Genomic DNA, 19,164 nt, shown 5'->3' with positions numbered 1-19,164 from the left:
GATGAAAAAAGTATTGGAAGGAAACTTAATTGGTACAGGTCTGAAAATTGGGATTGTGGTTTCGCGATTCAATGAGTTTATTACGAGCAAATTACTGGCTGGAGCAGAAGATGCCCTTAAGAGACATGGGGTCAATGAGGACGATGTGACAGTCGTGTGGGTACCAGGAGCTTTTGAAATTCCTCTTGCAGCAAAAAAATTAGCAGACCAAGGTGGCTTTGATGCAATTATTACACTAGGAACAGTCATAAGAGGAGCTACGCCGCATTTTGAATATGTAAGCAGTGAAGTAGCCAAAGGTGTAGCAAATATAGGGATGCAAACTGGAATCCCGATTATGTTTGGTGTCCTAACCACTGAGTCAATCGAACAAGCTATCGAACGTGCAGGGACAAAAGCAGGAAATAAAGGCTACGAAGCAGCTGTTGGAGCAATAGAAATGGGTAATCTTTATAAAAACTTCAACTAAGGTTACTACATATATTTTAGCTGTCAACTCAGTTTAAATTCCGAACGTGTCAAAAAATTAGTATTACTTGCACCGGTTATGAGTTTCGCAACATTAAATTGGAAATTCCCGTTTAAATTATTTCCGGCATTATGGTTTAAAAATTCAATTGCAATACGGAATTTATATAACTGGATGTTTGCAAAGCAAAATAGCCCCAATGAAATATTATATGAGCAATTTTTGTTAGGCTATAAATATGGAAAAATTCATCTTCGTGTAGTGCCAAAAGTCTTTACTAAAGAAGAACTTGCAAGTTTAAAGGCGGAAACATTACTATTAATTGGTGAGCAAGAAGTGGTTTATTCGTCCATAAAAAAGGCAATCGATCATGCTACTGCTATTCCGCAAATCACAGCAAAATTAATCCCAAATTGTTCACATTGTCTTCCCGCTGAGCAACAGGAAATGGTTAATATTTGGTCAATGAATTTTTATCATAAAAATGATCCTATCCTAAGCGGCTTTAGCTCTTTACTCCATAGGGCGCTAAGGTCGTTTTATCGTTTTTGACGTTTTAGTATCTAATTTTAATATCTTTTACCGTAATAAGTGTACTTTTCTTATTGATTCAGCCTTTTAAAGGATATGTATATGACCCTTGCTGTGGCTGCGGAGGGATGTTTGTCCAATCTTATGAAGATTAGCCCCCATGTTATTCAAAAAGCCTTCAACAAAGAATGACAATTTTGTAGTTTTGCAGTAATCGTAGACATTGTTTTCACCACCTTTCATTAACTATATATTACCATATTTTTAGTGAAAGCTTAAATGACCAAAAAAATAGAGTAAGGAGGGGCAGGGTGGAAGTTTCAGATACTTGATATGGTACAAAATCTTACGATTTTAAATGTACCACCGTATCTGACGGCAATTCCTCCCCCATTTATCGTATGGTTTATTTATCTCAAGGAGCAATGCTGGAAATTGAAGATTTGGACAAGTTAAAACAAGTGTTTATCGATCACGGTTGGACCTGGTTAACGGCGTTAAATATGATGTTGTTTTCGTTATTACACTATCCGTGCGGAACTACCCTATTAAATATTTATAAAGAAACCAAAAGTAAGAAGTGGACGTTTATGTCATTTGCGATCCCAACAGTGATTGCCATTGGCATCACATTCCTGACAGCTACTATTGCCCGGCTATCCGGGTGGGTTTAGGAAACTAAAAACATTTTGAACATTTGAAAGCTGCCATAGGATTGGCAGCTTTCAAAAATTCTATTGGCTTAAATCATTTGGGCTGAAATATTCACAATTCAACCTCTTTCATTGCAAAACGAAGTTCGTTATTATTATTTAATAGTTTTAAATTCCTCCATAGTTTTATCAATTTTTACTTGGGTTTCTTCAACTATTTTTTGTAAGATTTCCGTAATTTGGGTAACCTTAGATACTTCGTTTGTAATATTTTTTATATTAGAATTTACTCCTTCTATGGCCTCATTGGAGTTATTAGCTAATTTACGAACTTCATCTGCGACAACTGCAAACCCCCGTCCGTGGACCCGGCTCTTGCTGCTTCAATAGCTGCAATATTCATTAGCTGACCTTAAAGTGAATATCATTTTAAAACGTTTTTAAAATGACATTCTAGTTCATTCTATTTAAATGTTAGTCTTAATGCAACTGTTTAGTATGTTGTCCGGCGCCATTTGAAATGGCGCCGGACATAATTTTAGTTTTGGCAAGGCTGAAAGACTATTAATCTCTATATCTGTGTTTACCCAACTTTTTAAAAGTATATGGGATCGGTAAAAATGTTTTGTTATCTCAAAAGAAGAGTATTTATTTCTCAGCGGTTCCTACCCTCGAACCTCCAAAAACTCGATTTTTCCAAAGTATTTTTTCTACTTTGAATTTGTGTAGTGACAAATGAAGGCGGTGATACGCAAGGAACACTTAGAGGAATCAATTGTAAAATGGTTGATTCAACAAGAATAATATGAACAGTATAAGGAAACCTAAAAACATAGGGAGGTGCTTTAAATGGATTCTGTACATAATGCAAAACTAACTTCAGCTGAAATCTCAGCTCTATGGTCGCAATACCTAAATGAAACCGCAAGCCTTTGTATTCACAATCACATGATGGAACATCTGGAGGATAGAGATATTAGGGGTGCTTTTGAATACGCTATTTCCCTTAGTCTCAAACATTTAGACAAAATTAAGGAGTTCTTAACAGGTGAAGGTTTTCCCATTCCTGTAGGATTTTCTGAAAAGGACTGGACACCAAACGCTCCACGTCTGTTTTCAGATGTATTATGTTTGAATTATTTGAACATTATGTCTATCCATGGTTGTCATGGATACGCCGGAGCTATCACAACAAGCACCCGATATGATATACGTGAATATTTTACAGGGTGCAACGCATCTGCAGTCGAGCTATGCAACAAGACAAAAGATATTCTATTAGAAAAGGGACTTTACTATCGCCCTCCAGTGCTTACACCACCTAAACAAGCTGAATTTGTGAAAAATGATAACTTTTTGGCAGGTGGATGGTTAGAGGAAAAAAGACCTTTAAGTTGCATTGAAATTACAGATATTTACTTTAATTTAAAGAAAAGTATACTAGGAAAAGCCATCGGAGTTGCCTTTTCTCAAGTCGCTCAGTCGAAACAGGTTCAAAAGTTTTTGCACCCGGCAGTGAATATGACTACCAAACACATTGATATGTTTGTTGACCTTTTAAACAAAGAAAGCTTGCCTGCCCCTTCTATCTTGGATGCCAAGGTCGACGGTTTATTTTACAATAATTTTCTCTGCAAACTGCTAATCAGCTGAAAACCTTTTTGAAGACAGGCTTCGACTAACTTTTTACTTGTATACCAGCTGTTGACCAGGACATAAACTTGTTCATCATCACTAGCTGGAGCGCTGTTGTGAGCGAAGGGATAACGCTGGTTTTACCCCAATCTCCGATCACAAATACTCGCTAATGGGCATCCATCACAAATAGGGGCTTTTTTGCAATGCTCTTTCGCATGTTCAACGAGTAAAGCATGAAATTCGTTAAACATCGCCAAATCCCTTGGTAATGCCCGTTCAACCTCTAATCTGAACGAGTCATATGATTTTGGCAGATTAATACCAAGACGAAAAAATATCCGTCTGGCATAGGCATCTGCCACAAATACAGGTTGGTCAAATGCATAGAGCAGGATTACATCGGCTGTTTCCGAACCAATCCCTTTAACAGCTAAAAGTTCATCACGCAGTTCATTACAATCTTTCATTTTTATCTGACTGAGATCATATTCATAGGCCTTCAACCATTCCATAAATGCTTTTATCCGCTGTGCTTTCATTTTGAAAAAACCGCTCGGTCTAATTAGTTCAGCAAGTTCATCAAATGATAGTTTTTCAATTTTAGCAGGAGATAAGAACGGCTTTAAATTACTCAGTGCTTTCTCCACATTACGCCAACTTGTGTTTTGGACCAAAATCGCCCCAATCATCATTTCAAAGGCAGTCTTTGCCGGCCACCAGCCTTGTGGGCCGTAGTATCGATATAATTTCTCGTAAATTATTTGATAATCGTGAACCATTTCATCACCATTCCAGCATGTGTAGAAATATCTTAAACTGCTCATATAAAATAGTATAATGGAAATAAGAAAAAATTAAATGGAGGATGTTATGAAATCACAAGAGAAAACTCTCATTTATTGGTCAATTATGAACTATAAAGATTGGAATCTATATCTGGCGGCAACGCCAAAAGGCCTCTGCTATGTCGGTTCTCCGAACAAACCATTTGAAGAATTAGCAGAGTGGATAAAAAAGCATATCCCCAATAGTACACTTATAGAGGATAGCGATAGATTGCAACCATATGCGCGTGAACTTAGTGAATATCTTGAGGGAAAGCGAAAGGACTTTACGATTAAAAGTGATTACCATGGAACCAAGTTTCAACAGGCTGTCTGGAATGCACTATGTGAAATTCCCTATGGAGAAACGAAATCATATTCCGATATCGCCAACCTGATCAATAAGCCCTCTGCAGTTCGGGCAGTTGGTGCAGCCATTGGCGCGAATCCAGTATTAATGACCGTTCCATGTCATCGTGTTATTGGAAAGGATGGAAAACTGACAGGTTTTCGCGGCGGCCTGAATATGAAGGAACGACTATTAAATTTAGAGCGGCAGAGCAAATAAACTTGATTTCGGTCAAGTTTATTTTTCTATATTCAAGGTCAGACATCAAACATTTATTAAAAAAATGAAACTATTAGGTATTTTTATCGTATAATCATGTTGTAACGATTTACATAAATGGAATTAGGGGTGTTGTTAAATGGAAATACAAAAAGAGATACAAAAAAAGAAAGAAAGCCCTTCGTTATTTGGTATGTTTACCAGCCCTGGGATTCAGTTTGAAAGAATTAGAGAGAATCCTAAAAAATGGCTGCCACTTACCATTGTTAGCATTCTTTATGCAGTGGGAATGTTTTTTATGGCGGCAACCATGGATGTGCAAATGTTAATCGACCAAGGACTTACGAAAGAACAGGCGGAAATAGCATTGGGAGTTACGAAAATAACCGTTGTGGTAACAGGAGTATTAACGCCGGTCATCACGATTTTAGTCAGCAGTGTCATTCAGTTGCTTATTTCCAAATTTGGCAGTTCTTCGGTCTCATTTAAACAGCTATTTTCGATGAACACCTATATCATGATAATCGGTGCTGTTGGGGTTATCTTAAATACGGCCATCAGGTATGCCGTTGGCGGAAATCCGGAAATATATATTACCAGTTTGGCAGGTTTATTGAATTCTGAAAAAGCCGGTGTACTTGGGTCTATAGAAGTGTTTTCGATTTGGTCAACCATTTTAACGGCAATCGGGCTTCATAAAACAGCAGGGCTTTCCAAAGGGCTGGCTTGGACTATTGCGATCATTTTCTTCTTGGTTGGCATTGGGTTCGCCTTAGTCGGAACTGCTCTCCAAGGAGCGCCGAAACTATAATGAAAAAGAAACTTTGGATTGGCATCAGTGTTGTCAGTGTCATTATTATTATGATTGCAATTAGTGTCTATCGGCAGGTTTTTGCCGATGGGCCCGCCGTTAAAACAGTCAAGCTTAAGCAGGAGGAAATTTCTTCGCTGCTAATGATTCCCGGAACCGTAAAGCTGGAGGAAGAGCAAGTGATTTATCCTTCACCTGATAAAGGAGAAATAAAGAAACTGCTAATTAAAGAGGGACAGAAAGTAAAGAAGGGAACAGTTTTGGCAGAGCTGGAGAACCCACAGCTTGAACTCGAAAGGGAACAAAATAAAATATCGATAGAATCAGCTTATTTAAAAATAGACCGGATTGAAAAACAAATTGACCAATTAAACGATAAAGAAGAAACATTGAGTAAACAAGTTGGTAAAAAGGAAGCTAAAAAACAGTTAAAGCCAGAATATGATCAATTAGATATGGATAAGAAGCTGGCTGAACTAGATTTGAAGCAAGCAGAGATTCAGCAGGATTTACTTAATAAAAAGCAAAATGATTTGGAACTGAAAAGTACGATGGATGGTATCGTGTTAACAGCAGAAAAAACGGAGCCAAATTCCAGCCAAGGTAGTGCCGCTCAACCAATCATACATATTGGAAAACTGGAGGGAATGACTGTCACTGGGCTCTTGTCAGAGTACGATACATTAAAAGTTCAAAAAGGTCAAAACGTTTCCTTGCGTTCAGATGCCGTCCCTGATAAAAAGTGGCAAGGAAAAATTACTGAAATCTCTATTTTGCCAGAGAAGGATCAAGCAAGTACGCAAGGAGGCAGTCAAGCCGTCCAATACCCGGTTAAAGTGAAAATTGATGGTGACGTTAGCGGGTTAAAGCCAGGATTCCAACTTATTATGGAAATTGAAACAGAGAAAAAATCCGCCTTTGTTCTTCCTAGTGATGCCGTTCAGGATGATGGCGATCAGCCGTTTGTTTTTCTGATTAAGGATGGCAAAGCCCAAAAGCAAACGGTCAAGACAGGGATTATCTCGGGAAATAAAATCGAAATTCTTAGCGGGGTATCCAAGGATGACCTTGTGATTTTGAGCGGTTCGAAAAAATTAAAGGATGGGATGGAAGTGACGGTAAAATGATTCAGCTTGAATCCATCACCAGATCCTTTGCCCTTGGAAAAGAACAAATCCGCGTATTAAATGATATTAGTCTCACGATTGCCGAGGGCGAATTTGTCGCCATTATGGGCCCCTCTGGTTCAGGTAAGTCAACATTAATGAATATTATCGGCTGCTTGGACAAACCCAGCTCGGGCGAATATTATTTAGGCGGTGAAAATGTATCCGGCTATAGCGAAAATGAGCTGGCAAGGGTTCGAAATCAATCGATTGGTTTTGTTTTTCAACAATTTCATCTGCTGCCGCGGCTGACCGCATTAAAAAATGTCGAACTTCCGATGATCTACGCCGGAGTGAGCAAAGCTGAAAGGCAAGAAAGGGCCGAAGAGGCGTTAACCAAAATGGGCTTGCGAGATCGAATGGATCACCTGCCAAATGCTTTATCCGGCGGGCAAAAACAGCGTGTCGCGATTGCCAGAGCAATCGTCAATAAACCAAAGCTTATTTTGGCGGATGAGCCTACAGGAGCACTAGATACAAAAACAAGCATATCGATTATGGAGCAATTTCAGGAATTGAACAGTGAGGGTGTTACGATCGTTGTTGTTACCCATGAACCTGAAGTAGCAGAATATGCAAATCGGACGATTATGGTAAGAGACGGAAGGCTTCAGTCCGCTTCAGCGGCAGATGGGAGGTAGACCATATGAGTTTTTTTGAAAATCTTATGATGGCATTGAGTTCCCTAAAAGCTCATAAAATGCGCAGTATTTTAACAATGTTAGGGATTATCATTGGTGTCGGTGCCGTCATTATCGTTGTCGCGATTGGACAGGGCGGGGAAGCGATGCTAAAGACTCAAATTACCGGATCAGGTAATACAATGGAAATGTTCTACCAGCCATCTGATGAAGAAATGCGTGCCAATCCGAATATATTTTTGGAGGCCCCATTTAAACAGGAAGATATTCGTGCTTTGGAACAAATTCCAGAAGTGAAAAGGGTCGTGGCCTCCAGTACCAAAATGTCTGCAGCAAAGTTCAAGGAAAAATCAGTAGATATTTCTTCGACAGGGATTAACAAGGCCTATTTGCAAATAAATGAATTGAATGTAGCAAAAGGAAGAAGTTTTTCGGCAGCTGATTTTCTTGGAGGCAGCCGGGTTGGTCTGATTAGCAATAAATTACAAGAAGAACTGTTTAAAGGGAAAAATGCTGTTGGAAAAATCATTTTGGTCGCTAATCAGCCGATTGAGATCATTGGTGTTTTAGAAAAGCCGACTGGTCTCCTTGCTTTTGGCTCGATGGAGATTTATCTGCCGTTTCAAACATGGAAAATTATCTATGGCAGCAGTGATTATACTCAAGTCACTCTTCAGGCGGCATCTGCGGAACAGCTGCAAACTGCTGGAAAGAAGGCCGCTAATCTTTTGAATAAAATGCATAATACGGAAAAATCGTATCAGGTTATTAATATGGAGGAAATTGCTCAAGGAATTGGTCAGGTGACTAGAATTATGACCTTGATCATCGGCAGTATTGCCGGTATTTCTCTATTTGTAGGCGGAATTGGTGTCATGAACATCATGCTCGTGTCGGTAACAGAACGCACGCGGGAGATTGGTATCCGCATGGCACTTGGTGCGACGAGAGGTCAGGTGCTAACTCAATTCCTTATCGAATCAATGACACTTACTCTTATTGGCGGGATGATTGGGATATTGCTTGGCTGGGGAGTATCAGAAGTGGTAAGTCTCTTCGCCGGCTGGCCGTCCTTAATATCCTGGGAAGTCGTTGTCGGCGGCGTCCTGTTTTCGATGGTGATCGGAGTCGTCTTTGGCATTTTACCAGCAAACAAAGCGGCTAAACTTGATCCGATTGAATCACTAAGATATGAATAAGCAAGAAAAGCGCAGGCGCTAGGCGCACCTCGAAAAAGCTGTCGCTTTTCCTTCGTGCGATGTCTATGCTGCCAAGCGTTCCTTGGGGAGCTTGACACAAAACTCTTGACCAAAGATAGCGGGTTTACGTTATCTTTGGTTTTTTTCATTTCTTAATCTACCTTCGAAATGTATATTGCAAGAATAAGTTACAAAATCTAAATTTTAACGGAGGTGAAATGGATGAAAAAACTGCTATATGGTGCAATTTGTATGATATTATTTGTTTCTCTGACCGCTTGTGGAGGGGGGACAGATAAGGACACGACTAAAAATAATGACACCACCAATAAAACGGAACAGAATGATTCGGCAACAAATACGGCTGCAGATGGAGAGAAAGTATTTCAAGGGACCTGTGCTGCTTGTCATGGGAATGACCTAAAAAGCGGATATGCCCCTGACTTGGACAAAATTGGCTCAAAATTATCAAAAAATGATATTGTTAAAATCATTCACAATGGAAAAGGACAAATGCCTAAGCAAAATCTTTCAGATGCCGACGCTAATGCCGTGGCAGCCTGGCTTGCAGCCAAAAAATAAGCGAATGAAAAACCAGATTAGCTAAAATATCTGGTTTTTCATTTTCTTGGTAAACTATTTTAGTTTGTCAATTACTTCACATTAAGAGCTAGCGTTCAAAACATCTTTGATCGATTAAGCGAAAATATTGAACATTTTGGGAAAAATGTAGAACCGGCTTGAAAACCCTTGAAAAGAATGAGATGGTTTGTATAAATAACATGATAAAGTGTGGTCAATATGATAAAGAAACGAATTCGCCATTTAGGCCGGTTACGTGAAATTGTAAATGCCTTTACTCGTCATGGCTTCGGTTATTTAATGAAGGAATTGGGGCTTCTGGACCTTTTATCCGTACCGAAAAGGCTGTTTCTCCAAGGAAGCGAGACAATCGAGGTACTCTCGACAGGTGAACGGATTAGAATGTTTTTAGAAGAACTTGGGCCAACCTTTATAAAAATTGGCCAAATTGCCAGTACAAGACCAGATATTATTCCCTTAGACATTATTCAAGAACTGGTAAAGCTGCAGGATAAGGTCTCCGCATTTCCTTTTGCTGAAGTAAAAAAAATTATTGAAGAAGAGTTAGCTGATTCTTTGGAGAATTCATTCAGGGAATTTCAGGAAACCCCTATTGCCGCTGCATCGATTGGGCAGGTTCATTATGCCGTGCTGCCCGCAGGGGAACAAGTCGCAGTTAAGGTTCAACGCCCGAAGCTGAAACACTTGATTGAAACGGATTTGGAAATTTTAAAGGAATTGGCCAGGCTGGCTGATTCTCGTTTAGAATGGGCAAGAAGATATCAAGTTCGTGACATTGTTGACGAGTTGGCCATGTCGATTAGGCGGGAATTGGACTTTGAAATGGAAGCACGCAATACGGAAAAAATAGCTGCCAAGTTCAAAAACAATCCAAAAGTGGTCATTCCCAAGGTTTTCTGGGATTATACCTCAGCGAAAGTTTTAACTATGGAATTTATCGACGGAATTACCCTAAATGAGGAGGAAAAGCTTCAAAAACTAGGTTACGACAGCAAAGTCTTAGGAGAAACAGTGGTCAATACCATCCTTCAACAAATATTAATTGATGGCTTTTTCCACGGTGACCCGCATCCCGGAAATTTATTAGTATTACCAAATGGAGCCATTGCCTTTTTGGATTTTGGCATTGTCGGCCGATTAAGTCCGGAAATGCGGGACCATGTCGCCTCATTTGTTATTGCGTTGATGAGACAAAATACCGATGAAGTCCTTCAGGCAATATCATCCATGGGGGTGGTGCCTGATGATGTCAATTACGAGCAATTAAGAATGGATGTTGACCTTTTACGAGAAAAATATAGCGATCTATCTTTTAAGAATATGAAAATTGGTCAGACGATAACAGATTTATTTTCAGTTGCTTTTCAATATAAAATTAAATTGCCGACAGACTTAACGATATTAGGTAAAACCCTGTTAACGATGGAGGGTGTGGTCGAAAAGCTAGATCCTGATTTAAGTATTATCAAAATTGCCGAACCGTTTGGGAAGCGGTTAATAATGGAACGATATCGGCCTAAAACGATTATCGACAAAGTCTGGAGACGAATCAATGAGTATGGAGAAATGATCCTCGAATGGCCGAAAACCATTAATGAAATATCCGCTATAATGAAAAAAGGTAGAGTAAAAATTGAACTGACAACTCCAGAACTGAATCAATTTATTCAAAGACTGAACATCATTAGTAACCGGATTTCTTTTAGTATCACGTTACTGTCTTTTAGTATTATTATGGCCGGGGTCATTATCGGGACCTCATTGTCAGGACAAACCCCAATATTACTAAACAAAATACCGGTGGTAGAAATCGGTTTTGTGATTGCCACAGGAATGTTTCTCTGGCTTTTATTTTCTATTTTCAAGTCGGGGAAATTCTGAATTTGATTCTCCAGCTAATAAAGTAAGCTGCTTGAGATGGTTTCTTACAACTATGATATTTGTCATAGTTGGGACATGACAAGTATGTCTGCAAATTTTGCTTTCTTTTTTTTATAATGTGAGTTATCAAATAGAGGAAGGAAAATTGTTAAAGATGAATGAAAAACAAAAATTATTAAGGAAGCAAATGGCTCCTTATGAGAAGTCAAATATACTGGCGAGCGTCTGGCAGATCCTTAATACAATTGTGCCCTTTTTTGTTTTATGGTTTTTGAGTTACAAAAGTCTCTCCATTTCGTATCTACTCACTTTTTCATTGGCTGTTGTCGCAGCAGGGTTTCTCGTGCGGACCTTTATCATTTTTCATGATTGCTGTCACTATTCATTTTTTAAAAATCGTACTGCCAATAAAATACTTGGAACATTAACAGGGATCCTCACATTCTTTCCTTTTAGTCAATGGCAGCATGACCACTCTGTCCATCATGCTACAAGCAGCAATTTAGATAAACGGGGAACCGGTGACATTTGGATGCTTACGGTGGAGGAATATTTGCAAGCTTCCCCTTTGAAAAAATGGCAATATCGCTTGTACCGTAATCCATTGGTGATGTTTGTACTTGGTCCGATTTATGTGTTTTTGCTTAAAAACCGCTTTAATCGGAAGGGAGCACGGTCGAAGGAGCGCTGGAATACGTATCTTATTAATATGGCCATTGTCATCATTATCAGCAGTATGTGTTGGGCGATTGGCTGGAAACCGTTTCTTTTAGTAGAAGGTCCGATTTTTTTAATCTCAGGTTCTGCCGGCATTTGGCTGTTTTACATTCAGCATACGTTTGAAGATTCTTATTTTGAAGGAGATCAAGAATGGGAATATGTAAGAGCTGCTGTGGAAGGCAGTTCCTTTTATAAATTGCCTAAGCTGCTGCAATGGTTAACTGGCAATATCGGTTACCATCACGTCCATCATTTGAGTCCCAGGGTGCCCAATTATAAACTAGAAGAAGCGCATAATCAGACACCACCATTGCAAACTGTACCGACGATCACCTTGAAAACCAGCATAAATTCATTGAAATTCCACCTTTGGGATGAACAGCAAAAAAGGTTTATCGGCTTTAAAGATGCAGTGTTTTTCAGTAAAATAAAATAACATGGAAGCTTGTGCTAGGATTGTACCGACAAAAGATGAAGGGGATTAGTGTGATCAAAGAAGCGGTGCCAAAGTTTAAAAAGTATATTACCTTTCAGAAAAGCAATGGAATTGCTCCGTATTTATGGACGGTGCTTTGCATTTTACCGTTTTACTTTATTTTTCAGGCACCATCAACCGTCCATATCATCCTGGGAATTTTGCTGACTTTAACCTTTTTCATCATCTATCGGATTGCTTTTATCTCCAGAGGCTGGCCCGTATATTTATGGACCTTGATCTTAATTGCCATTTCCATCACAGCGACAAACCTTTTCAGTTATGTTTACTTTGCTTTTTTTCTAGCTTATTTTCTTGGAAATATTAAAGAGCGGGTTGCTTTTTTTACCCTTTATTTTATTCATCTCCTGTCTACCTCGGTATCCATAAACTATGGGATTGTCATGCATGAAAAATTATTTTTGCAGCAATTGCCCTTTATTATTATTATTTGGATAAGTGTCATTCTGCTTCCTTTCAGCATTTATAACCGCAAGGAGCGCGGGCAGCTGGAAGAGAAGCTCGAAGATGCCAATAAGCGGATCGCGGAACTGGTGAAACTGGAGGAACGGCAGCGAATTGCCCGCGACCTTCATGATACTTTAGGCCAAAAGCTTTCACTAATTGGGTTAAAGGCGGATTTAGCTAGAAAATTAATCACGAAAGATCCGGATCAGGCGAAATATGAATTGAAGGATGTCCAGCAAACGGCACGAACTGCCTTAAGTGAGGTAAGAAAAATGGTATCTTCGATGCGGGGAATTCGCTTGAAGGATGAACTGCAGCGAGTTAAACAAATGATGAAAGCTGCGCAAATAAGCTTGGCGGTTGAAGATGAATCTGCTCCTAAAAATATATCGCTTTTAACCGAGAATATTTTAAGTATGTGTTTAAAAGAAGCCGTCAATAACGTCGTTAAACATAGCGGGGCGGATCATTGTGTGATTACTTTTGAGCAGTCCTGGAAGGAAGTTGTGATGAGGGTCAGCGATAATGGGAGTTTTTCCAAAAAAGACGGAAAAGTGGAAGAAGGCAATGGACTTATCGGAATGCGTGAACGGTTAGAGTTCATTAATGGCAGTCTTGAACTGCAAACCACCAAAGGAACGACTTTAATTATTAAAGTTCCTAATGATGTAAAACCGGGTGAGGAGGAGGGAGAAAATGATTAGAATTGTTATTGCTGAGGATCAGCAAATGCTACTGGGAGCTTTTGGCTCACTGCTTAATTTGGAAGACGATATGGAGGTTGTCGGCCAGGCTACAAATGGAGAAGAGGCAGTAGCCCTGGTTAAAGCGCTAAATCCGGATGTTTGTATCATGGATATTGAAATGCCTGGAAAAAGTGGACTTGAAGCAGCCGAAGAGCTGAAAGGACTCAGCTGTAAGCTGATTATTTTGACGACCTTCGCCCGCTCGGGCTACTTCCAACGGGCTTTAAAGGCTGGGGTCAGCGGTTATTTGTTAAAGGACAGCCCAAGTGATGAATTGGCTAAAGCAATCCGAAGTGTCATGGCTGGCCGGCGTATTTATGCACCGGAGTTGATGGATGATGTATACGGTGAAGAAAATCCATTGACGGACCGTGAAAAGGAAGTACTTGAACTGATTGCCGATGGAAAAAATACGAAGGAAATAGCCGAAGAACTGAAAATTAAGACCGGCACGGTTCGCAACTATATTTCTATCATTCTTGATAAGCTTGAAGTTAAAAATCGCATTGAAGCCATTACCCATTTTAAAGAAAAGGGCTGGTTTAAATAAAGGAGGCTGTCCCGATCATTTTTGGGACAGCCATTTTAATACTTAGCCAGTCTGATTGTTTGCTAAAAATCCTTTTATATAATGATATACCTCGATTGGCCGTTCTTCTGGGAGGGCGTGCCCGGTTTTTTCTAATACAATTAATTTTGAATTGGTTAAATCCTTGCTCAGTTTTTCGCCAATTTTCAACGGGACTGACTTGTCATGGTCGCCCCAAATTAATAAACAAGGTGTTTTGATTTGTTTCAATATTTTTGCCGGGAGATCCCCTTCGCGGTCGCGGATCATTCGCGTTAGCGCCACGAATATTTCATCTTGTAAAAATGGCTCCAAGTAGCCGTTCATCATTTCCTCATTAATAATGGAGTGATTATATAATGATGCTTGAAGATTTTTTTCTACTCCGGTTCTGGCAAACCAATATTTCACGAAGCGATGGAAATACGGGAGATAGCTTGAAAGGATAAGCGGCATTTTTGAGCGCTTTAAATAAGCGGAACTGCAGAGCAGGATCGCTTTTTCGGCAATTTCTTGTTTCAAGTGTAAGATATTGAGGACGATTTGACCGCCCATGGAATGCCCGATTAAGATCATTTTTTGCAATCCGAATGACTCAGTCAGCTTAATAACGGTTTGGGCAATATTTTGGTAGGAATATTTATATCGGCTGCATTTTGCGCTTTTTCCAAATGGGGGAAGGTCAACCGACAAAACTTGAAATTCCTTTTTTAGTAAAGGGATCATATGTCGGAATGTAAATGTCGATGAAAGAAAACCATGCAGCAGAACAATCGTCTGTTCGGATGCTTGATTAGGATAAAATTCATAATAAACATCTATGTTATTTACCGGTTTATAACCGGATACAACATTTTGTTCCATTCATCGCTTCACTCCTAGTTCAATCTCTAAAATGATGAAATTAATATTCCCAAAAATTTAATTCTTACACATAAACATGACCAAAATGAACAATTTTTAAAAATCAAGATGTTTTTCTAAAAAAATTATTAATTTTTTTTGAACAAAATGTTTGAATTTTTAAAAAACCATTAGTATAATAAAAAAAAGCTTAAGGAGTTGATTTCCATGGAAAAGAAATTACTTAATTCACCCCAACAGCCAAATGATTATACCGATTCTGAATTTGCCGAAATGTTTTTGAACCATGTTCTTGTCCAGTTCCAAAAGGAGAAGATCCTAAAGGAAATCGACCGAACACTTCAAGAAGGAAATAAAGAATTATTCCTTCAGTTAACGGATGAATTAAAGAAAATTTCTTAGTTGCAGGTAAACATTTGCCATTGGTTAATAAGAGACCCTATCCAGCTGGATAGGGTCTCTTGGACTTTTTATTTGGATTTCAACCAATTAAAAAGCCCGAACTTTTCATTAGCAGTCCGGGCTTTGCAATATTATAATACAATACTTTCTTGTGCTTTGTTTTTCTTCTTTTTCACTAATTCGACAATTTTCTTAAAAAACTTTAATGCTTGTTGAAAGACAGGACTTTGAATAAAAGTATAAACGAAAGTCACAATAAAGACCGGACCCCCTAATAAAAATCCGAGAACAAGCACGAGGCTTTCAACGATGACTCGTGCTTGGCTGACTGATAATCGGGTTCTATCCGAGAGGGATAGCATAAAACCATCCCGCGGCCCCGCTCCTATACCAGCGGCAACGTACATACCTCCGCCAATTCCGGTAATAATAATTCCGGCTAATAGGATGAGGTAATCAATCCAGGTATTTGTCGACTTTGGTAAGATATCCAACCAAAGAAAAAAATCCATGATCGGGCCGATGGATACAGCATTTAAAAATGTCCCAATATTAATGTAACGGCGGTCTACAAACAATGAAATGATAATCAGGACGAGGCCGCAAATTACTCCCCAGGTGCCAATTGATAGCCCAAAATGTTGATACAGCGCAACATTTAGAACCTCCCAAGGATGGAGTCCGAGATATTTTACGTTCACAGCAATGGCGTTGCCTAAACCAAAAAAAGTAAGACCAAGGAAAAATAAAACGTATTGGAACAGTCTCAACCTAAGCTACCCCCATAAACACAGCTGACTTATCTGAATTTTCAAACCTATTTACCTATCTTAATTTATCACTTTAAAATAATCAATGGTAAATTTGGTGCAATACTTATAGTTTAGTGAGTGATATAATCAGAAATATGGTAAAATATAAAATATTATTATTAGGAACCATTTGGTAAATATTTTTCGAATGCGGGGAAAGAATGATGAAAATCGATGTAGCAAAAAAGATTCAAAAATTGTCTTCAAGTATTTTTCAAGAAATTGTCGACCGTAAACTGGCAGCTATTCATAATGGTCTGGATGTTATTGATTTAAGTGTCGGCAGTCCTGATTTTCAACCACCGGAATTTGTGGTTGAAACGTTATCCGAATATGCAAAGGATCCAAGCAAATATGGTTATACATTAAGAGGTATACCCGAATTTTATGAGGCAGTAAGCTATTTCTATAAGCAACGGTATAACGTTGATCTAGATCCGTCAAAAGAAATCCTTCAGTTAATGGGCTCCCAAGACGGTCTGGCCCATTTAGCAATGGCCATTATTAATCCAGGGGATTATGTGTTAGTTCCAGACCCTGGCTACCCGATTTATGAAGCAAGTGTTACGATTGCCGGGGGCCAGGTTTATCCAATGCGATTATTGGAGGAAAATAACTTTTTGCCAAAACTTGATGAAATCCCCTTGGAAGTATTACAGAAAACCAAGAATGATGATCATCAGCTATCCCGGAAATCCGGTAACTGCCCTTGCCAATCGTGAGTTTTTTGAAGAGGTAGTGGAATTTGCAAAGCTACATAATATTTTAGTCGTTCATGATTTTGCCTATTCTGAATTAATTTTTGACCATAACCCGCAGATTAGTTTTTTGTCGGTACCTGGTGCGAAGGAAGTCGGTATCGAATTTAACTCTTTGTCTAAAACCTTTAACATGGCAGGCTGTCGTATTGCTTATGTTAGCGGCAACGAGCAGGCGGTGGCAGCTTTAGCTTCGTTTAAATCACATATTGATTATGGGATTTTCTACCCAATACAAGCAGCTGCAGTAAAGGCGCTGACATCTGATTTCAGCTTCTTTAAATCTCAGGTAAGCGAGTATGAAAGACGGCGGGATGCCTTAATTGCTGGTTTGGAAAAAAGCGGTTGGCATGTCGCAAAATCTCCCGCAACTATGTTCGTTTGGGCGAAAATACCTGCTGGCTTTAGTTCGCGCAGATTTGCCTTTGAGCTGATTGACCGGGCGGGGGTGGCTGTAGTTCCGGGTGATGCCTTTGGCAAGTTGGGGGAAGGCTATGTTCGAATTGCTTTGGTACAGCCGCCAGAACGTCTCTCTGAAGCCGCTGAACGGATTCAGTCGTATTTAATGGAAGCGGTAATAACGAAGTAAAGATTTTCCTTCTAAAACTACGGGAACAATCATATATATGTTAAAAAGACCTTCACTTATTGGAAGGTCTTTTATCTTTGAAAAGGAAAGAGGTAAATTATGCCGAGCGGGAAACATCAAGTTGAAGTCGACTTACCAATCGAAGTGATTTGGGATTTCGTCAAGGATATGGACAATTGGGCGCCCCTTGTTCCCAACTACATCCATCATGAAAAACTAAACGAGCAACAGTCCACCTGGGAATTTAAAAGTGATCTTGGTTTGATCAAAAAGAAAATCAGTTTATTGATTGATATTAAAGAGTGGATTGAACCAACAAGGGTGAGTTTTGCATTAAAGGGCAAGAGTGAAAAATACTTCGGTCAAGGCTATTTTGAAGCTAAGGCAATTCATCTCGAATCGAACGAGATTGACCGGCTATCTTGAAGTAAATGCAATTGGTAAAATGGGAAATGCCATCAATACCAAGCTGGAAACCGTTCTTCCAGAAGCAGTTACAGACATGGCCTTAGCGATTTGTGAAAAACTCGGGCAATTAAAAAGCGTATAGCTCATCCAATTTTAATAGCATGTGGGCATAAAAAAAGCGATGTTAATGCACATCGCTTTTTCCTTATGGCTGTTCACTCTGAGAAGCATTATCCTGAACCACTGGCTTGTTGGCACCATTTCCAGTTTGAGAATCAGGATCTTTACCGTTTTCATTTGGTTTAAGCAAATTTTTTAACAATGCCTCCATCTCTTTAAGCTCTTGTTCGCTTTTTGGTTCCAGTTCAACATTCCCGCCTTGATTAAATGTTAACTGAAATTGCGGCAGTGCTGCCTCACCGGTTGTAATCGAATGTGCCAGCAGTTTCACATTTTTAAGACCAATATTGCCATTTTCGGGCTTGTATGTGTCATTGTCGAAAGTAGCGTTGGTCACTTTTACTTTTAAACTTTTAAATTGAACATTACCTTCCGAACCTATATTGGTTGTGAGCGTACTTCCTCCGATTTGAACCAGTTTTTTTATTTTTAACCCTTCAGCTTTCAGATTGACGAAATTCATTTCCAACATTGGACGGTCTGTTTCGTTTATTGTTTCTCCAGTAACTAATTCAAGCCCCTGGATGGTACCTTCCATTCGACTTGCTTCAATAATGAACCCAATCACAACCGAATTAACAGCTAAACTATTTTTGGGCGGAATGACTAGCCAACTAAAGGCAAAAATGATAATAATAACGAATTTAATAGGATTTTTTTTCTGTTTCAAAGCTACCACCGTTTCTGCGTACTATGCTCTTTCAAGTATTATTGTTACAATTACAACTAGTGCCAATGATTATTCTAAAGATAATTCTTTTCCTGAGGCAACTTCCTTCTCGGCTTCCGGTTTTTGCTCCGGATGTTCTCCAGAATCAGCGCTCGCGATGACCGGTTTCCAGGCAATCTGCATTGCTCCCCCGACAATTCCTAGTAGGGTCCCAACAAGGAAACCGCCTAATGCTCCTAAAATCGATAAAACAGCGGAAAATATTGTAATAATCCCAAGCAAAGTCGATAACTTTGGGAAAATAAGGGCTAGAATGCCCATTAGTAACGGCAGTCCTCCTAATAGCAGGCCAACCACGACCATACTTCCGGGTACCGCAGCAATTTCATAAAGCTGTACCGGTACCGATAAAATGACAATCCCAGCTAAAATGGACAAGGTCGCCCCCCAGAAAGGGCGCCTTGCTCGCCAATTTTTAAACTTTTCGCGTTTTGAAGGGGTTGAGTTCATACAAATCATC

24 protein-coding genes and 3 pseudogenes are annotated in these 19,164 nt (G+C 39.3%); 20 read left to right on the top strand and 7 right to left on the bottom strand.

Annotation, left to right across the window (positions count from 1 at the left end):
* Position 1 precedes the first annotated feature (1 nt).
* From ribE to RCG24_RS09465, 4 genes and pseudogenes are all read left to right on the top strand, one after another.
* The gene (gene ribE / locus RCG24_RS09480) at positions 2-469 is read left to right on the top strand and encodes a 6,7-dimethyl-8-ribityllumazine synthase (RefSeq protein ID WP_202654309.1); all 468 of its coding nucleotides are present in this window, start codon (positions 2-4) and stop codon (positions 467-469) included.
* A 78-nt stretch (positions 470-547) separates the two neighbouring features.
* Positions 548-1,021, top strand: coding sequence for an alpha/beta fold hydrolase (locus tag RCG24_RS09475; protein ID WP_308078932.1), 474 nt, complete (start codon positions 548-550; stop codon positions 1,019-1,021).
* 14 nt (positions 1,022-1,035) lie between these two features.
* Positions 1,036-1,155, top strand: coding sequence for an N-6 DNA methylase (locus RCG24_RS09470; protein ID WP_202654310.1), 120 nt, complete (start codon positions 1,036-1,038; stop codon positions 1,153-1,155).
* 234 nt (positions 1,156-1,389) lie between these two features.
* Positions 1,390-1,674 (top strand): annotated as a pseudogene (locus tag RCG24_RS09465) (ferrous iron transporter B); the annotation flags it as partial.
* Between the two features lie 134 nt (positions 1,675-1,808).
* On the opposite strand, the pseudogene RCG24_RS21275 reads toward RCG24_RS09465, so the two are convergent.
* Together RCG24_RS21275 and RCG24_RS21270 are read right to left on the bottom strand one after the other, a co-directional pair.
* Positions 1,809-1,958, bottom strand: a pseudogene (locus RCG24_RS21275) (chemotaxis protein); the annotation flags it as partial.
* An 8-nt stretch (positions 1,959-1,966) separates the two neighbouring features.
* Positions 1,967-2,047 (bottom strand): annotated as a pseudogene (locus tag RCG24_RS21270) (methyl-accepting chemotaxis protein); the annotation flags it as partial.
* A 455-nt stretch (positions 2,048-2,502) separates the two neighbouring features.
* Here RCG24_RS21270 and RCG24_RS09460 point away from each other — a divergent pair.
* Complete coding sequence (locus RCG24_RS09460; RefSeq protein ID WP_308078930.1) at positions 2,503-3,306, top strand: DUF3231 family protein; 804 nt, start codon at positions 2,503-2,505, stop codon at positions 3,304-3,306.
* Between the two features lie 122 nt (positions 3,307-3,428).
* On the opposite strand, the gene RCG24_RS09455 is transcribed toward RCG24_RS09460, so the two are convergent.
* Entirely contained in the window at positions 3,429-4,115 is a 687-nt protein-coding gene (locus tag RCG24_RS09455) for an endonuclease III domain-containing protein (RefSeq protein ID WP_308078929.1), read from the bottom strand.
* A 46-nt stretch (positions 4,116-4,161) separates the two neighbouring features.
* Between RCG24_RS09455 and RCG24_RS09450 the strand changes: the two genes are divergently transcribed.
* From RCG24_RS09450 to RCG24_RS09405, 10 genes are all read left to right on the top strand, one after another.
* Entirely contained in the window at positions 4,162-4,683 is a 522-nt protein-coding gene (locus tag RCG24_RS09450; RefSeq protein ID WP_202653706.1) for a methylated-DNA--[protein]-cysteine S-methyltransferase, read from the top strand.
* Between the two features lie 139 nt (positions 4,684-4,822).
* Positions 4,823-5,494, top strand: a complete 672-nt coding sequence (locus tag RCG24_RS09445; protein ID WP_202653707.1) for a YknW family membrane protein — start codon at positions 4,823-4,825, stop codon at positions 5,492-5,494.
* Complete coding sequence (locus RCG24_RS09440; protein WP_202653708.1) at positions 5,494-6,621, top strand: efflux RND transporter periplasmic adaptor subunit; 1,128 nt, start codon at positions 5,494-5,496, stop codon at positions 6,619-6,621. Before RCG24_RS09445 ends, RCG24_RS09440 begins: the two co-directional genes overlap by 1 nt.
* On the top strand, positions 6,618-7,301 hold the full coding sequence (locus tag RCG24_RS09435) for an ABC transporter ATP-binding protein (protein ID WP_202653709.1): 684 nt from the start codon (positions 6,618-6,620) through the stop codon (positions 7,299-7,301). Before RCG24_RS09440 ends, RCG24_RS09435 begins: the two co-directional genes overlap by 4 nt.
* Before the next feature lie 5 nt (positions 7,302-7,306).
* On the top strand, positions 7,307-8,500 hold the full coding sequence (locus RCG24_RS09430; RefSeq protein ID WP_202653710.1) for an ABC transporter permease: 1,194 nt from the start codon (positions 7,307-7,309) through the stop codon (positions 8,498-8,500).
* Positions 8,501-8,722: 222 nt separating this feature from the next.
* Positions 8,723-9,082, top strand: coding sequence for a cytochrome c551 (cccB, locus tag RCG24_RS09425; RefSeq protein ID WP_308078927.1), 360 nt, complete (start codon positions 8,723-8,725; stop codon positions 9,080-9,082).
* A gap of 219 nt (positions 9,083-9,301) precedes the next feature.
* Positions 9,302-10,984: an ABC1 kinase family protein gene (locus tag RCG24_RS09420; RefSeq protein WP_308078926.1), complete on the top strand. Its 1,683-nt coding sequence runs from the start codon at positions 9,302-9,304 to the stop codon at positions 10,982-10,984.
* A gap of 154 nt (positions 10,985-11,138) precedes the next feature.
* Positions 11,139-12,140, top strand: a complete 1,002-nt coding sequence (locus tag RCG24_RS09415; RefSeq protein WP_202654311.1) for a Delta(5) desaturase DesA — start codon at positions 11,139-11,141, stop codon at positions 12,138-12,140.
* Between the two features lie 35 nt (positions 12,141-12,175).
* Positions 12,176-13,351 (top strand): sensor histidine kinase, encoded by a 1,176-nt coding sequence (locus RCG24_RS09410; protein WP_202653713.1) that lies wholly within the window; start codon positions 12,176-12,178, stop codon positions 13,349-13,351.
* On the top strand, positions 13,344-13,943 hold the full coding sequence (locus RCG24_RS09405) for a response regulator transcription factor (protein WP_202653714.1): 600 nt from the start codon (positions 13,344-13,346) through the stop codon (positions 13,941-13,943). The genes RCG24_RS09410 and RCG24_RS09405 overlap by 8 nt, the downstream gene beginning before the upstream one ends.
* Before the next feature lie 42 nt (positions 13,944-13,985).
* Here the strand turns inward: RCG24_RS09405 and RCG24_RS09400 are convergent, their stop codons facing one another.
* A complete protein-coding gene (locus tag RCG24_RS09400) occupies positions 13,986-14,825 on the bottom strand; it encodes an alpha/beta fold hydrolase (RefSeq protein ID WP_308078925.1) in 840 nt (279 codons plus the stop codon).
* A 207-nt stretch (positions 14,826-15,032) separates the two neighbouring features.
* Here RCG24_RS09400 and RCG24_RS09395 point away from each other — a divergent pair, with 207 nt between their 5' ends.
* Positions 15,033-15,227, top strand: coding sequence for an IDEAL domain-containing protein (locus RCG24_RS09395; protein ID WP_202653716.1), 195 nt, complete (start codon positions 15,033-15,035; stop codon positions 15,225-15,227).
* A 131-nt stretch (positions 15,228-15,358) separates the two neighbouring features.
* Here the strand turns inward: RCG24_RS09395 and RCG24_RS09390 are convergent, their stop codons facing one another.
* On the bottom strand, positions 15,359-15,997 hold the full coding sequence (locus tag RCG24_RS09390; RefSeq protein WP_202653717.1) for a YczE/YyaS/YitT family protein: 639 nt from the start codon (positions 15,995-15,997) through the stop codon (positions 15,359-15,361).
* Positions 15,998-16,200: 203 nt separating this feature from the next.
* On the opposite strand from RCG24_RS09390, the gene RCG24_RS09385 reads away from it, so the two are divergent.
* The 4 genes from RCG24_RS09385 (at position 16,201) to RCG24_RS09370 (ending at position 17,936) form a co-directional block, all read left to right on the top strand.
* Complete coding sequence (locus RCG24_RS09385; protein ID WP_308078924.1) at positions 16,201-16,761, top strand: aminotransferase class I/II-fold pyridoxal phosphate-dependent enzyme; 561 nt, start codon at positions 16,201-16,203, stop codon at positions 16,759-16,761.
* Positions 16,673-17,386 carry an aminotransferase class I/II-fold pyridoxal phosphate-dependent enzyme gene (locus RCG24_RS09380; protein WP_374049141.1) on the top strand — a complete coding sequence of 238 codons (714 nt, stop codon included), beginning with the start codon at positions 16,673-16,675 and terminating at the stop codon, positions 17,384-17,386. Before RCG24_RS09385 ends, RCG24_RS09380 begins: the two co-directional genes overlap by 89 nt.
* A 99-nt stretch (positions 17,387-17,485) precedes the next feature.
* A complete protein-coding gene (locus RCG24_RS09375) occupies positions 17,486-17,812 on the top strand; it encodes an SRPBCC family protein (RefSeq protein ID WP_308078923.1) in 327 nt (108 codons plus the stop codon).
* A complete protein-coding gene (locus tag RCG24_RS09370; RefSeq protein ID WP_308078922.1) occupies positions 17,796-17,936 on the top strand; it encodes a hypothetical protein in 141 nt (46 codons plus the stop codon). Before RCG24_RS09375 ends, RCG24_RS09370 begins: the two co-directional genes overlap by 17 nt.
* 63 nt (positions 17,937-17,999) lie before the next feature.
* Here the strand turns inward: RCG24_RS09370 and RCG24_RS09365 are convergent, their stop codons facing one another.
* A complete protein-coding gene (locus RCG24_RS09365; RefSeq protein ID WP_202653719.1) occupies positions 18,000-18,644 on the bottom strand; it encodes a hypothetical protein in 645 nt (214 codons plus the stop codon).
* A 69-nt stretch (positions 18,645-18,713) separates the two neighbouring features.
* A complete protein-coding gene (locus RCG24_RS09360) occupies positions 18,714-19,154 on the bottom strand; it encodes a DUF6114 domain-containing protein (protein ID WP_202653720.1) in 441 nt (146 codons plus the stop codon).
* Positions 19,155-19,164 lie beyond the last annotated feature (10 nt).

The sequence above is a fragment of the Neobacillus sp. OS1-32 genome (assembly GCF_030915425.1).
Taxonomy (GTDB): domain Bacteria; phylum Bacillota; class Bacilli; order Bacillales; family Cytobacillaceae; genus Neobacillus; species Neobacillus paridis.
Note: the sequence above shows the minus strand (reverse complement) of the source record. Positions and strands in the feature narration are given on the sequence as shown.